This is a genomic window from Thioclava sp. PTB-PU3-1, assembly GCF_055666785.1.
On the sequence record NZ_JBVNVL010000004.1, the window covers coordinates 339,402 to 352,487 of the forward strand.

Below are 13,086 nucleotides of genomic sequence, written 5' to 3' on the forward strand. Positions count from 1 at the left end.
CTCAGCGCGAGGGCTGTTCGAGCAGCGCCAGCACGTCGTCCTTCGGGCCGGTCTTGTCGTGGCGCAGGGTCTGAACCTCCGCTTCGAGCTTGCGTGCCTTGCGGTCCGACTGGCGGGCATTGCGGCGCAGACGCGACTCGCGCGCCCATTCCCAGACGAAGCCGATCAGAAGGCCCAGCAGGACGCCCGCGAGGATCACGAGGAACAACGGCACCTGAACCGCCCAATCCCAGCCAAGGAAGCTGCCCGCCTCGAGCGGCAGCACCCGCAGCGTGACGATTTGACGATTGGCCAGCGCCAGCCCGATCAGGACCACGGCGAGCAGACCGAGAAACAGCAGCCGAAGCGCTCGAATCATTAGCTCTTATTCCTCTTTCCCGTTCAGCCGGTCGCGCAGCAGCTTACCGGTCTTGAAGAAGGGTACGTGTTTTTCCTCGACCTCAACCGCCTCGCCGGTGCGCGGGTTCCGACCGGTGCGCGCGTCGCGCTTCTTGACGGAAAAGGCCCCGAACCCACGAAGCTCGACGCGGTCGCCCGAGGCCAGCGCCTCGGTGATCTCGTCGAAGATCGTATTTACGATTTTTTCGACATCCCGCTGGTAGAGATGCGGATTCTCCTCGGCAATCTTGGTGATCAACTCAGAGCGGATCATCTTGTTATCTCCCCCCACGGGCTTGGCCGGGTGTCCCCCGGCTCTTACATGCGTCATTTCGTAATTATAGGACCAATCGTTGCAACGCGGAACAGCAAAGACCCGGAAAATCCACGTAAAATCGAGCCCCTAGCGGTCTGCCGCCGACGGAAGCGCCTTCGCAAACGCAGAAATTCAGCGCTTCGCCCGCCCAAGCGTCACCCGTTGCGCGAATCGTCGTCGCAGATCGCCAAGGCTTTGCGGAACGAAAAAGGCCCCGCCAATCGGCGGGGCCTTTCGTTGAGCCAAGCGGCTCGATCTCTTATTGGTCGCCCTTGAGCGCGGCACCCAAGATGTCGCCCAGCGACGCACCCGAGTCCGACGAACCGTACTGTTCCACGGCTTCTTTCTCTTCAGCGATCTCACGCGCCTTGATCGACACACCCAGCTTACGGGTCTTGGAGTCGACGTTGGTCACGCGGACATCGACGTGATCGCCAACCTGGAAGCGCTCGGGGCGCTGGTCGGCACGATCGCGGGCGAGGTCCGAACGGCGGATGAACGACTTCATGCCGTTGTATTCCACCTCGACGCCACCATCTTCGATCGCGGTCACGGTCACGGTCACGATCGAACCACGCTTCACGCCGTCAACGGCATCGGAGAACGTGTCGGCGTCGAGCGCCTTGATCGAGAGCGAGATACGCTCCTTGTCGGTGTCCACTTCGGTGACAGCGGCCTTGACCATGTCGCCTTTGCGGTAGTCCTGGATCGCATCCTCGCCACGCTGTTCCCAGCTGAGGTCCGAGAGGTGCACCATGCCGTCGATGTCGTTCTCGAGGCCAACGAACAGACCGAATTCGGTGATGTTCTTGACTTCGCCTTCGATGACGGTGCCAACCGGATGCGTCTCTGCGAAGACTTCCCACGGGTTGCGCATGGTCTGCTTGAGGCCAAGCGAGACGCGGCGCTTCGCGGTGTCGATCTCGAGGACCATGACGTCGACTTCCTGGCTCGTCGAAACGATCTTGCCGGGGTGGACGTTCTTCTTGGTCCAGGACATCTCGGACACGTGCACGAGACCTTCGACACCCGGCTCCAGCTCGACGAACGCGCCGTAGTCGGTGATGTTGGTCACGCGGCCGGTGTGCACCGAACCCAGAGCGAACTTCGACTCGACCGAGTCCCACGGATCCGACTGCAGCTGCTTCATGCCGAGCGAGATGCGGTGGGTTTCCTTGTTGATCTTGACGACCTGGACCTTGACGGTCTCGCCGATCGACAGGATCTCGGACGGGTGGTTCACGCGGCGCCATGCCATGTCGGTGACGTGCAGCAGACCGTCGACGCCGCCCAGATCAACGAACGCACCGTATTCGGTGATGTTCTTGACCACACCATCAACGACCTGACCTTCGGAGAGGTTCGCGATGACTTCGGCGCGCTGTTCGGCGCGGCTCTCTTCGAGGATCGCACGACGCGAGACAACGATGTTGCCACGACGACGGTCCATCTTGAGGATTTGGAACGGCTGCTTGAGACCCATGAGCGGGCCAGCGTCGCGCACCGGGCGCACGTCGACTTGCGAGCCGGGCAGGAACGCGACAGCGCCGCCCAGATCGACGGTGAAGCCGCCTTTAACGCGACCGAAGATGGCGCCTTCGACGCGCTCTTCTTTGGCGTAAGCTGCTTCGAGACGATCCCATGCCTCTTCGCGGCGGGCTTTCTCACGCGAGATAACGGCTTCGCCGCGAGCGTTCTCGACACGGTCGAGATACACTTCGACTTCGTCGCCGACTTCGATCTGCGGAGCCTCGCCGGGGTTGGCGAATTCTTTGAGTTCGACGCGGCCTTCCATTTTGTAGCCGACATCGATGATGGCCTGGCCCGCCTCGATGGCGATGACCTTGCCTTTAACAACCGAACCTTCGTTCGGGGTGTCGATTTCGAGGCTCTCGTTCAGAAGGGCTTCGAATTCGTCCATGGTTGCATTTTGCGACATGCGTTCAGATTTTCCTTTTCATCTTCGGTTTTCTGGCCTTGCGGTTGGCTCCGCCGGTCTTTCGTTGGAATGTCTGTGCTGCAATAGCATACGGGTCGGGTGAGTCCCAACCTGTCTCAGACCGCGCCCATATAGGCGCGATCAGCCAGTATCGCAAGCATTTATTGCGTCATAGACAGGCTGCGAGCGCCTTTCGCTCAGCCTCGGCTCGCGGTTGCGAGAGCGGCTTTGACGTCGCCCAGCATCCAGGCCGAAAGGGGCTCCGCGCTGGCGGGATAGGTCGCGATCACCGATCCGTCGCGGCCCAGTAGCACCTTGTTGAAGTTCCAGCTCGGCTCGAACCCCTCGGTTTCGCGCATCCAGCGATAGAACGGATGCGCCTGCGGCCCCTTCACCTTGGCCAGCTGCGCCATCGGCAATTCGGCCCCGAAGGTTAGCGCGCAATAGCGTTTGGCCTCTTGCGCGGTAGAGAGTTCCTGCCGGAAATCATTCGACGGCACCGTGAGGATCACCAGCCCGTCGCGGCCATAGGTTTCGGACATTTCCTGCAACTCGGTAAATTGCGGGGCGAAACCGCATTTCGAAGCGGTATTGACCACAAGCACGACCTTGCCGCGGAAATCAGCAAGAGAGACCGTCTCGCCCTCCACCAGATCGAAGGACAGATCCCCCGGCACCGGCATCGCGGAATGAGCCTTCACCGCGATCGGTTCGGGCGTCGCGGCCGGGCCGTCGGCGCGTGCCGGAACGGTCGCAAAGGAGACGCATGACAACATGCAGGCCAAAGTTACGGACAAGCGCATCAGTCCACCCTCGAAATATATCCACCAACACCCAACGCGAGAGTCGGGAAATAGTTCACCACTTCGTGAATATATATTTCAGGTATCCCTTTGCTTCAATCGCAAATTCGGTCGACGCGACGGTACTTTGGGACCGGAAACTCCGGTATTTCCATGGGATCACGGGGCTTTACGCCGGGCCGCACTGCCTCCGGCGCGGTGTTCACGCTATCGAAATCGAGCGCGAGGCGCTGGCAAATTCCGAGGCTTTTCTGCCCGATATCGCCGAGATCGCGCAGATCGATCAGATGCCCGCCCTTCCGCGCGTAGCCCGTGACCCCGAAATCGAGCGGCGGGTCGAGGCGTAGCCGTTCAGTGTCGGGGCCGAACAGCGCAGCGCCGCCCTGCCAGTCCTCCGCAGGCCCGAGCGCCACCTGCACTTCGAACCGTCCCGGCGGCACCAGCAGGCGAAAGAATTCACCGCCCTGCGCATAGGCGCCCATCACGTCCTGCCCGGTCTTGGCATCACGCAGCACGATATAGAGATCGCGATCAGGGGCAGATTTGATCTGCAGCGGCAAGGTGCGCGGCAGGTCGGTCTCGCTCCACAACAGCCCCTGCGGGCGCCCCTCGGCTGTGGCCTGCGAGGCAAGAACCAGCGAGAGGAGAACCCAGCGCAGCATCCCCGCCCCCTAGTCCAGATCGCCCGCGCGGCGGGCCTCGATCTGATCGGCGGCGCGGGCGACCGCCTCGTCGATGCTCAGCTCGGAGGTGTCGATCACCAGCGCATCCACCGCCGGGCGCAGCGGGCTGTCGGCGCGGCCCATGTCGCGGGCGTCGCGCTCGCGCACCTGTTCGAGCACGTCGGCCTCATCGCCGCCCAGCTCCAGCCAGCGCCGATGCGCGCGTACCTCCGGCGAGGCGGTCACGAACAGCTTCACCTCCGCCTGCGGGCAGATCACCGTGCCGATATCGCGCCCATCGAGCACCGCACCGCCCTCGCGCGCCGCGAAATCGCGCTGAAACGCCACCAGCGCCGCGCGCACCTCGGGGATCGCCGCGACGATCGAGGCCGCCTGCCCCGCTTCCATCGTGCGCAGGTCTTCGCGCTCGAGATCCTCGGGACAAAGCGCCTTGGCCGCCGCGATGGGCTCCAGCCCCTCGGTCTCGGATTTCATGCCAACCGCGCGATAGAGCGCACCCGTATCGAGATGCGCCAGCCCGAACCGCTCGGCCACGGCCCGACTGATCGTCCCTTTGCCCGCAGCGGCGGGGCCATCGATGGCTACTGTGAATTTCATCGTTTCATCCGCAAATAAACTGCCCGCAGGATCAATAGCGCCAGGGCCGTCAGGCTCAAAGAGACTGCGACGCTCTTCAGAAGCGTCCATCTGCTCGCGAAGGCGATCATGTCATCCGTTACCGTGCCGGTCCGCAACAATGCGGCAACGGCATGATTTTCGAGATAGTCAAACACAGCACCAAGAGCCGCCAGGATCGACAACACCACGGCAAGCCAGCTCTTTGCAAGGGCCCTGAACGCGACAATCAGCGTCACCGCCTCCAGGGCCGGAAAGACAAGATCGAGCCGCTGCTGAACCGAGAGGTAATACTGTCGCGCCGGAGCATCGAGCGCATCGAGGAGCGCACGGGCCTGCGCAGCACTGTAGCCGCCCGGACGCAAATCGAACGGCGCCAGACCGCCCGCCGCATCCCGAAGATGCGGCAAGGTAACGAGCGTCATCGCAAGATAGACCGCCCCCGTCAGGGACGCGAGCAGGACAAAGGCGACCTGCGCCCGGCTCACCGGTCCGCCCGGACGATCTCCGCGCCAAGCCCGGCCATCAGGTCCTCGAAGATCGGGAAAGATGTGGCAATGGGCGAGCCGTCATCGACGGAGACCGGCTGTTGCGCGGCCATGCCCAGCACCATGAAGCTCATCGCGATCCGGTGGTCGAGATGGGTCACGGCCGTGCCACCGCCGGGCACGCCCTCGGGGCCGCAGCCATGCACGATCAGCGTGTCCTCGTCTTCCTCGATCTTGATGCCATTGGCTTCGAGACCACGCGCCATCGCGTCGATCCGGTCGCTTTCCTTCACGCGCAGCTCATGCACGCCGGGCATCCGGGTCACGCCTTCGGCAAAGGCTGCGACGACCGAGAGCACCGGATATTCGTCGATCTGCGCCGAGGCGCGCTCGGCGGGCACGTCGATCCCGTGCAGCTTGGAATAGCGCACGCGCAGATCGGCCACCGGCTCGCCGCCCTCTTCGCGCTCGTTCTCGAAGGTCAGATCGGCGCCCATCTCGCGCAGCGTGATGAAGATCCCGTTGCGGGTAGGGTTCTGGCTGACGCCCGGCACCACGATCTCGGAGCCCGGCACGATCAGCGCAGCACAGACCGGGAAAGCGGCCGAAGACGGATCGCGCGGCACGGCGACCTCCTGGGCCTTCAGTTCGGGCTGGCCCTGCAACGTGATGACATGGCCCTGATCGGTCTCTTCGGTGGTGATCTCGGCGCCGAAGCCGCGCAGCATCCGCTCGGTATGATCGCGGGTCGGGGTCTTCTCGATCACGACGGTCTGGCCCGGCGCGTTCAGACCCGCCAGCAGCACCGCCGATTTCACCTGCGCCGAGGCCATCGGCGTTGCGTAGCGCACAGGTGCGGGGCTCGGCGCGCCGAGGATGGTCATCGGCAGACGCCCACCATGACGCCCGAAAGCCTGCGCGCCAAACAGCCGGATCGGATCGGTCACGCGGCCCATTGGGCGTTTGCGCAAGCTACCGTCGCCGGTGAAGGTCGCAACGATCGGCGAGGTCGCCATCGCGCCCATGATCAGACGCACGCCGGTGCCGGAATTGCCGCAATCGATGACGTCTTCGGGCTCGGCGAATCCACCCACGCCCACGCCATGCACCGACCAGCTGCCCGGACCGTGCTGCGTGACCTCGGCCCCGAAGGCACGCATCGCCTTGGCCGTGTCGAGCACGTCTTCGCCTTCGAGCAGGCCGGTGATCTTCGTCTCGCCCACCGAGAGCGCGCCAAGGATCAGCGCGCGGTGGCTGATCGACTTGTCGCCGGGAACCTCCGCCGTGCCCTTGAGGGGCCCGCATTTGCGCGAAGTCATTTTGATCGGAGTGCCGTGGCCGGACATAGTGCCTCCCTTATTTCAACGCGCCCCTGTTAGCGCGATCTGGCGGGAGGCGGAAGGGCTCAGATCCGCCGATAGGTCAGGTAATGCGGCTTGCGGCCCTCACGCAGCGCTTTCTGCTCGTAGCGCGTCGAGAGCCAGTCCTCCCACGGCGTATCCCAATCGCCCGAAACCGGCTGCGGATCGTCGAAATCGAACGCGGCGGGCACCTCGAACAGAGGCTCGAATCCGGCCTGCGGGACTTCCTCGACGGTCTGGCGGACGTAATCGGGGATGTCGGTCGCCACACGGAATTCCGATCCCGGTTTGAGCGCGCGGTGCAGCGGCTCGAGATGCTCCTGCGTCACGAAGCGCCGACGGTGGTGCTTCGATTTCGGCCACGGGTCGGGATAAAGCAGAAACGCCTTCGAGATCGAACCCGCGGGCAGCACATCCATCAGGTCGCGCGCATCGCCGGGATGGACCGCGACATTTGGGATTTTCTCGCGCCGCAGCTTGCCCAGCAGCATAGCGACGCCGTTCACGAAAGGCTCGCAGCCGATGAACTCCACCTCCGGATAGGTCTGCGCCATATGCGCCAGATGCTCGCCCCCGCCGAAGCCCACTTCCAGCCAGACCGGCTTGCCCTTGAACCGCGCCGCCATGTCGAGCGGTTCGCGGTCGGGGTTCACGTCCCAACCGACGGGACCGGGCAGACGGCCCGGCAGGTCCTCGCGCAGATATTCCTTCTGCGCCTTGTTCAGCGTCTTGCCGTGGCGGCGACCATAGAAGTTGCGCCAGGGCTGTTCGGGGGTGTCATTCTCGCTCATGGGAGGGGCCTCTAGCCGCGTCGCTCGAAAGGTTCAAGCCTTCTGAATGAGGAACAGTCCGAGGCACATGAAGCCGATCCCCGCCCCGCGCATCAAGGTGATGGGCCGCACGAGTGCCCCGAACAGGCCGAATTGGTCGATCGCGGCGGCCGAAATCATCTGTCCCAGCAGCACGAAGAACACCGCATTGCCGACCCCGAAGCGCGGCGCGATGAAGGTGATCGAGAGCACGTAGAAGGCGATCAGCACGCCTGCGAGAAACAGGTATTTCGGCTGATCGGGGATACGCGCGAACCCCGAGGGCCCTGTCGTGACCGCGACGGCCAGAACCGCCCCCAAGAGCGCCACGGAGAACAGCACCACCGCCGCCACCGCGGGCGAGCCGATGCGGCTGCCAAGCTGGGCGTTGAGTGCGGCGAGGACCGGAATGCCGATCCCGGCAGCAAGCATGATCGCGGCATAGCGCAGGGCGTCGGGCATGGTCTTTCTCCTCCGGTTTTCGGCGGAGAGTGGCGCGGAAGGGCTGGGGGTGCAAGGTGGATCGCAAAGCGCTAATTCTGTTCGTTTTTGCGCATATTCTGTAATTTTATCGGTATTCCAAATTTTTACGCACAATGTAGATCCTGTCGCCATCGCCTTCGGGCCCATCAGACGACGACACAAAGGATAGATTCCATGACGAAACTCACCGACCTCGCGGCCCCGCTCGGCCGCCTCCTCCTCGCCCAGATCTTCATCATCGCGGGCTTTCAAAAAATCACCGGCTATGTCGGGACCCAAGGCTACATGGAAGCGATGGGCGTGCCCGGCGCGCTTCTGCCGCTCGTGATCCTGACCGAACTGGGCGGCGGCATCGCATTGCTGCTAGGCTGGAAGACCCGGATCGTGGCTTTCCTGCTCGCGGGCTTCAGCCTCATCTCGGGCTTCCTGTTCCACTACGTCCCGAGCCTCGGCATGACCGGCATGGAAGCGCAGGGCCAGATGATCAACTTCATGAAGAACATCTCGATCGCGGGCGGCATGCTGATAATCGTGGCGCAGGGCGCGGGCAAATGGTCGCTCGATGCCCGCGAAAACACCCAGCACAGCGGCCGGGTCACCGCGTAAGCGACAATGCCCGAGGCGACCAGCCAAGGGCAGCGCCCCACCCTCCGAAAAACGGAGAAGGCCCCGCCGATGCGGGGCCTTTTTCATTGCAAGATCAGCTCAGCCGCGGCCGCGATAAGGCGGCACGCCCTGATCGGGGATCCACATATCCTCGGGCTTCGGCGCGCTCTGCCAGAAGACGTCGATCGGGATGCCGCCGCGCGGATACCAATAGGCGCCGATGCGCAGCCATTCGGGCTCCAGCAGATCGCGCAGACGCTGGCCGATCATCACCGAGCAATCCTCGTGGAACGCCCCGTGATTGCGAAACGCGCCGAGGAAGAGCTTCAGAGATTTGCTCTCCACGAGCCAGTCGCGCGGGACGTAATCGATCATGATATGCGCGAAATCAGGCTGGCCGGTGAGCGGGCAAAGCGAGGTGAATTCGGGGGCTGTGAACCGCACGAGATAGCGCTCGCCTTTGCGCGGCTGCGGCACGCGTTCCAGCACGGCCTCGTCGGGCGTTTGCGGCAGGTCGGTCGATTGGCCTAGCTGGGTCAGGCCGGAGGTATCGGTGCTCATGGGATGGTCTTTCCGTCGAGAAGCGTTCGCGCGGCACTAAGGCCACGCAGGCCCCGAGGTCAAATCAAACCTTGCGGCCCCGTATCGAACGAATGGCTCGGGCGGCTAGGCCGGGCCGCGCCCGACCCTCCCCATGGGAGGGCGCTTTGGCGATGATAGCGCGGGCTCTCACTTCGTTCGCGGCTTCCGAGATAAAGCGCCAAGCCACAAGCGGAGTAAAGTGCCCTCCCAAGGGTCGGACACGACCCTCAGCACCATCCCCGCAAAAACAAACGGGCAGAGGTTTCCCCCTGCCCGTCGCTAATTCCGGAAGCTCTCGCCTCAGACCGCTTTCTTCAGCGCCTCGACCAGATCGGTCTTCTCCCACGAGAAGCCGCCATCGGCCTCGGGGGCGCGGCCGAAATGGCCGTAAGCCGCGGTGCGCTCGTAGATCGGCTTGCACAGATCGAGCGTGTCGCGGATGCCTTTCGGCGTCAGATCCATCACCTGCCCCACGGCCTTTTCGATCACCTCGTCAGGCACTTCTCCGGTGCCGAACGTGTCGACATAGATCGACAGCGGCTTCGCCACGCCGATCGCGTAGGACACCTGGATCACGCATTTGCGCGCCATGCCTGCCGCGACCACGTTCTTCGCCAGATAGCGCGCCGCATAGGCCGCCGAGCGGTCCACCTTGGTCGGATCCTTGCCCGAGAACGCGCCGCCGCCATGCGGGGCCGAGCCGCCATAGGTGTCCACGATGATCTTGCGCCCGGTGAGACCCGCATCGCCATCCGGACCGCCGATCACGAAAGTGCCGGTCGGGTTCACCCACCATTCGGTCTCCGGCGTGATCCAGCCTTCGGGCAGGGTCTCGCGGATATAGGGCTCGACGATGGCGCGGATGTCATCCGAAGTCTGATGCTCATGCGCGTGCTGGGTCGAAAGCACGATCTGGCTGACGCCGACGGGGCGGCCATTCTCATAGCGCACAGACAGCTGAGATTTCGCATCGGGGCGCAGCTCGGGTTCGGCGCCCGATTTGCGCGCCTCGGCGAGACGGCGCAGGATCGCGTGCGAGTAATGGATCGGTGCAGGCATCAATTCGGGCGTCTCGTCGGAGGCGAAACCGAACATGATCCCCTGATCGCCAGCCCCGTCCTTGTCGACGCCCTGCGAGATATGGGCTGATTGCGGGTGCAGGAAATTCGCGACTTTCAGCGTCGCCCAGTGAAACTCGTCCTGCTCGTAGCCGATATCCTTGACGCATTCGCGCACGATCTTGTCGATGCCTTCGAGATATTCGGCGAGCTTGGTTTTGTCGGCCAGACCGACCTCGCCGCCGACCACGACCTGATTGGTCGTCGCGAAGGTCTCGCAGGCCACCCGCGCGTTGGGCTCTGCAGCCAGGAAAGTATCGAGAACGGCATCCGAAATCCGGTCACAGACCTTATCGGGATGCCCCTCCGAAACGGATTCGGAGGTGAAGACGTAATTCGCGCGTGCCATTGAAGGGTGCTCCGTTGTTGATATCCCCACCCCGTCAGGAAGCCGTTGGGGTGGTTCGGCTTTCTAGCTAGGAGCGCCTGCCGGTCGGGTCAATCGAAATACGCGCAAAGATTGAAAGAAGCGCTAAGGCTGCAACAATCAGCGCGATGAACGGTGAGTCACCCAGCTTGGAATAGAGCGTCGGCGGCAGGCTCGGCGGCAATTCGACGTCCAGCTTGCCCATTTTGTCCAACCCGAGGCTCGCCGAGATCCGCCCCTTCGCGTCGATCATCGCAGTGACGCCGGTATTGGCGTCGCGCGCAAGCGGCAGGCCCTGTTCGATCGCGCGCAGCCGCGCCTGCGCGAAATGCTGATAGGGCCCGCTGAGGGTTCCGAACCACGCATCATTCGTGACCTGCAAGATCCAGTCGGGTCGCTGCGCGAAGCCGCGCAGGTCCTGCGGGAAGATCGCCTCGTAGCAAATGAGCGGCGCAACATGGCCGAGCTTGCCCAAGTTCAGCAGCTTCTCCCCCGGCCCGGACGAATAGCCGTTGCCGACCTGTGCGGCGAAGGCGGTGATCCCGATTTTCGCCAGCGCATCGCCGAAGGGCATGTATTCGCCGAAGGGCACGAGGTGGGATTTGTCGTAAAGCGCCTCGATCCGGTCATCGGGCGTGATGACGGCCAGCGAATTGAAATAGCGGCTGCCTTCACTGCGCTGCACCCCCATCGCGAGCGGAATGCCCCCTGCCGCCTCGGTCGACATCTCCAGCCCGCCCATCGGACGGTCGAGCAGGAAAGGCACCGCAGTTTCCGGCCAGACGATCAAGTCGGGTTTCGGCTGGCCGGGTGCAGGATCGGCTTTCGTCAGGTCCAGGAGCCGCTGGAAGAACTTCATCCGGTATTCCGGCAGCCATTTCAGGTTCTGCGGCGCGTTGGGCTGTACAAGCCGCAGGGTGATCGGCTCAGGCCTCGGCGCCACCGGCGCGTTGAGCCGCGCCACCCCGCCGAGCCACAGCCCGACCAGAACCACCAGCGCTGCGCCCACGAGCCCGAGGGCGGCAGGCATCCGCATCCCGCGCGTCATCGCGGGCGCCGCCGCGATCAGCATCGTGATCAGGCTCAGCCCCAGCGGACCGACAAAGGCTGCCGCCTGCGCGATGGGCGTGCCGATCCAGATATGGCCGACCAGCACCCACGGAAACCCGGTGAAGACGTAAGAGCGCAACGCATCCGAGGCCGCCATGCCGAGCGCTATTCCCACTGCGCGCGAGCGCGGCCCCTGCCCCGCATAGGCCCCGAGCCCGTAGCCGATCGCCCAGAACGCGCCCATTCCCGCGGCCATCAGGACCAGCGCAAAGGGCGCCATCCAGCCATAGACATCGGCCTCGACCATGAAAGGCTCGACGATCCAGAACATCGCCGCCAGCGCATAGCCGAAGCCGGTGGCGAACCCGATCCAGATCGTGGAGGCTCGCCAGCGTTCGGCCGAGGCGAACCAGACGGTGGCCGCCAGCGCGGGCAGCGCGATCCACCAAAGCCCCAAGGGCGCTTGGCCGGCGGCGAACAGCACACCGAAAAGCGCTGCCAGAGCCAAGCTCTGCCAGCGCGGGCGCATTGGTGCGCGAAAGCCGTCTCGGATGGTCGCGATCATGGGCGCGTCATAGCCCGCTCACTCGGCGGGCGCCACTCCCGGCAGACGCACGCGCAGACGTTTGATCCGGCGCGGATCGGCATCGACCACCTCGTATTCGACGCCGTTCTCGGTCACCACGACCTCGCCCCGGGCGGGCACCCGGCCAAGCTGCATGAAGACCAGACCGCCCATCGAATCGATCTCGTCATCGGCCTCCTCGTCAGACAGCCGCATCCCGATCTGCGCTTCGAACTCGTTGACCGGCGCGCGGGCCTGCACGACCCATTGGCCGGGCTTTTCCTCGCGCCAATAGGCGTCGTCGGCCTCGTCGTGCTCGTCCTCGATCTCGCCGATCACCTGCTCGATCAGATCCTCGAGCGTGAGCAACCCGTCGACCCCGCCATATTCGTCGATCACCAGCGCCATATGGGTGCGCTGTACCTGCATCTTCTGCAAGAGCACACCGATCGGCATCGAGGGCGGCACATAGAGAAGCGGACGGATCAGTTTGCGCAACGAAAACCGGCCATTGCCCGATCCGAACCCGTATTCCAGCGCCAAGTCCTTCAGGTGGACAAGGCCCAGCGGCGTATCGAGCGTTTCCTTGAAGACCGGCAGACGCGAATAGCCGTGCTGACGGAACTTCTCCACCAGCTCGTCGCGGGTGATGGAGACCGGAACGGCCTCGATCTCGACTTTGGGAATGGCAACATCGCCCACCCGCATCTTGCGCAGGTTCCCGAGCCCCAGCGGCGCTGGCGCGGGTTTGGGCGGCATTTCTACCTGTGGGGCCTCTTCTTCCATGGGGCGTTGCCCGAAGAAGCGGCTGAGCAACCCGCGCGAAGCGGGCTCCGAAGACTGACCGGGTTCTGCGTTTTCCGAACTACCGGTATTGGCGGAGGTAACTCCGTCGGCGACCTGTCCCATTGTTCCTTTCCGAA

Annotated in this window: 15 protein-coding genes and 1 riboswitch; of the genes, 1 reads left to right on the top strand and 14 read right to left on the bottom strand. The window is 64.0% G+C overall.

Translation table 11 applies throughout. The annotated features are described in order from the left end of the window. Position 1: 1 nt before the first annotated feature. The 10 genes from ACZ7GB_RS13520 to ACZ7GB_RS13565 all read right to left on the bottom strand — a co-directional run bounded on the left by ACZ7GB_RS13520 (position 2) and on the right by ACZ7GB_RS13565 (position 7,854). The gene (locus tag ACZ7GB_RS13520) at positions 2-358 is read right to left on the bottom strand and encodes a lipopolysaccharide assembly protein LapA domain-containing protein (RefSeq protein WP_152844360.1); all 357 of its coding nucleotides are present in this window, start codon (positions 356-358) and stop codon (positions 2-4) included. A gap of 6 nt (positions 359-364) precedes the next feature. Continuing rightward, positions 365-652, bottom strand: a complete 288-nt coding sequence (ihfB, locus tag ACZ7GB_RS13525; RefSeq protein WP_075774953.1) for an integration host factor subunit beta — start codon at positions 650-652, stop codon at positions 365-367. Positions 653-953: 301 nt separating this feature from the next. Beyond that, the gene (gene rpsA / locus ACZ7GB_RS13530; RefSeq protein WP_078520828.1) at positions 954-2,633 is read right to left on the bottom strand and encodes a 30S ribosomal protein S1; all 1,680 of its coding nucleotides are present in this window, start codon (positions 2,631-2,633) and stop codon (positions 954-956) included. A gap of 197 nt (positions 2,634-2,830) precedes the next feature. Then, a complete protein-coding gene (locus ACZ7GB_RS13535; protein ID WP_472159054.1) occupies positions 2,831-3,436 on the bottom strand; it encodes a glutathione peroxidase in 606 nt (201 codons plus the stop codon). Between the two features lie 95 nt (positions 3,437-3,531). Then, positions 3,532-4,098 carry a hypothetical protein gene (locus tag ACZ7GB_RS13540; RefSeq protein WP_472159055.1) on the bottom strand — a complete coding sequence of 189 codons (567 nt, stop codon included), beginning with the start codon at positions 4,096-4,098 and terminating at the stop codon, positions 3,532-3,534. A gap of 9 nt (positions 4,099-4,107) precedes the next feature. Next, the gene (locus tag ACZ7GB_RS13545) at positions 4,108-4,716 is read right to left on the bottom strand and encodes a (d)CMP kinase (RefSeq protein ID WP_472159057.1); all 609 of its coding nucleotides are present in this window, start codon (positions 4,714-4,716) and stop codon (positions 4,108-4,110) included. After that, on the bottom strand, positions 4,713-5,222 hold the full coding sequence (locus ACZ7GB_RS13550; protein WP_472159058.1) for a hypothetical protein: 510 nt from the start codon (positions 5,220-5,222) through the stop codon (positions 4,713-4,715). Before ACZ7GB_RS13550 ends, ACZ7GB_RS13545 begins: the two co-directional genes overlap by 4 nt. Further along, a complete protein-coding gene (aroA, locus tag ACZ7GB_RS13555; protein ID WP_472159060.1) occupies positions 5,219-6,568 on the bottom strand; it encodes a 3-phosphoshikimate 1-carboxyvinyltransferase in 1,350 nt (449 codons plus the stop codon). Before aroA ends, ACZ7GB_RS13550 begins: the two co-directional genes overlap by 4 nt. A gap of 59 nt (positions 6,569-6,627) precedes the next feature. Further along, a complete protein-coding gene (gene trmB / locus ACZ7GB_RS13560) occupies positions 6,628-7,374 on the bottom strand; it encodes a tRNA (guanine(46)-N(7))-methyltransferase TrmB (RefSeq protein ID WP_472159061.1) in 747 nt (248 codons plus the stop codon). A 33-nt stretch (positions 7,375-7,407) separates the two neighbouring features. Continuing rightward, positions 7,408-7,854, bottom strand: a complete 447-nt coding sequence (locus ACZ7GB_RS13565) for a DMT family transporter (RefSeq protein ID WP_078570975.1) — start codon at positions 7,852-7,854, stop codon at positions 7,408-7,410. A gap of 195 nt (positions 7,855-8,049) precedes the next feature. Here ACZ7GB_RS13565 and ACZ7GB_RS13570 point away from each other — a divergent pair, with 195 nt between their 5' ends. Further along, on the top strand, positions 8,050-8,481 hold the full coding sequence (locus tag ACZ7GB_RS13570) for a DoxX family protein (protein WP_472159063.1): 432 nt from the start codon (positions 8,050-8,052) through the stop codon (positions 8,479-8,481). A 99-nt stretch (positions 8,482-8,580) separates the two neighbouring features. Here ACZ7GB_RS13570 and queF read toward each other — a convergent pair whose 3' ends face one another. The 4 genes from queF to ACZ7GB_RS13590 form a co-directional block, all read right to left on the bottom strand. Continuing rightward, on the bottom strand, positions 8,581-9,042 hold the full coding sequence (queF, locus tag ACZ7GB_RS13575; protein WP_078520836.1) for a preQ(1) synthase: 462 nt from the start codon (positions 9,040-9,042) through the stop codon (positions 8,581-8,583). 321 nt (positions 9,043-9,363) lie between these two features. Next, the gene (gene metK, locus ACZ7GB_RS13580; protein WP_098411113.1) at positions 9,364-10,530 is read right to left on the bottom strand and encodes a methionine adenosyltransferase; all 1,167 of its coding nucleotides are present in this window, start codon (positions 10,528-10,530) and stop codon (positions 9,364-9,366) included. 7 nt (positions 10,531-10,537) lie between these two features. Continuing rightward, a riboswitch (SAM-SAH riboswitch) is annotated at positions 10,538-10,587 on the bottom strand. Between the two features lie 10 nt (positions 10,588-10,597). Further along, positions 10,598-12,163: an apolipoprotein N-acyltransferase gene (gene lnt / locus ACZ7GB_RS13585; protein ID WP_472159064.1), complete on the bottom strand. Its 1,566-nt coding sequence runs from the start codon at positions 12,161-12,163 to the stop codon at positions 10,598-10,600. 18 nt (positions 12,164-12,181) lie between these two features. Further along, the gene (locus ACZ7GB_RS13590) at positions 12,182-13,072 is read right to left on the bottom strand and encodes a hemolysin family protein (RefSeq protein WP_075774962.1); all 891 of its coding nucleotides are present in this window, start codon (positions 13,070-13,072) and stop codon (positions 12,182-12,184) included. Between the last annotated feature and the right edge of the window lie 14 nt (positions 13,073-13,086).

Excerpts from the sequence above, each read along its gene's own strand:
- rpsA (WP_078520828.1), bottom strand. The coding sequence starts at position 2,633 with ATGTCGCAAAATGCAACCATGGACGAATTCGAAGCCCTTCTGAACGAG.
- ACZ7GB_RS13535 (WP_472159054.1), bottom strand. The coding sequence starts at position 3,436 with ATGCGCTTGTCCGTAACTTTGGCCTGCATGTTGTCATGCGTCTCCTTT.
- aroA (WP_472159060.1), bottom strand. The coding sequence starts at position 6,568 with ATGTCCGGCCACGGCACTCCGATCAAAATGACTTCGCGCAAATGCGGG.
- ACZ7GB_RS13520 (WP_152844360.1), bottom strand. The coding sequence starts at position 358 with ATGATTCGAGCGCTTCGGCTGCTGTTTCTCGGTCTGCTCGCCGTGGTC.
- trmB (WP_472159061.1), bottom strand. The coding sequence starts at position 7,374 with ATGAGCGAGAATGACACCCCCGAACAGCCCTGGCGCAACTTCTATGGT.
- ACZ7GB_RS13545 (WP_472159057.1), bottom strand. The coding sequence starts at position 4,716 with ATGAAATTCACAGTAGCCATCGATGGCCCCGCCGCTGCGGGCAAAGGG.
- lnt (WP_472159064.1), bottom strand. The coding sequence starts at position 12,163 with ATGATCGCGACCATCCGAGACGGCTTTCGCGCACCAATGCGCCCGCGC.
- ACZ7GB_RS13590 (WP_075774962.1), bottom strand. The coding sequence starts at position 13,072 with ATGGGACAGGTCGCCGACGGAGTTACCTCCGCCAATACCGGTAGTTCG.
- ACZ7GB_RS13540 (WP_472159055.1), bottom strand. The coding sequence starts at position 4,098 with ATGCTGCGCTGGGTTCTCCTCTCGCTGGTTCTTGCCTCGCAGGCCACA.
- queF (WP_078520836.1), bottom strand. The coding sequence starts at position 9,042 with ATGAGCACCGATACCTCCGGCCTGACCCAGCTAGGCCAATCGACCGAC.
- ACZ7GB_RS13570 (WP_472159063.1), top strand. The coding sequence starts at position 8,050 with ATGACGAAACTCACCGACCTCGCGGCCCCGCTCGGCCGCCTCCTCCTC.
- ACZ7GB_RS13565 (WP_078570975.1), bottom strand. The coding sequence starts at position 7,854 with ATGCCCGACGCCCTGCGCTATGCCGCGATCATGCTTGCTGCCGGGATC.
- metK (WP_098411113.1), bottom strand. The coding sequence starts at position 10,530 with ATGGCACGCGCGAATTACGTCTTCACCTCCGAATCCGTTTCGGAGGGG.
- ihfB (WP_075774953.1), bottom strand. The coding sequence starts at position 652 with ATGATCCGCTCTGAGTTGATCACCAAGATTGCCGAGGAGAATCCGCAT.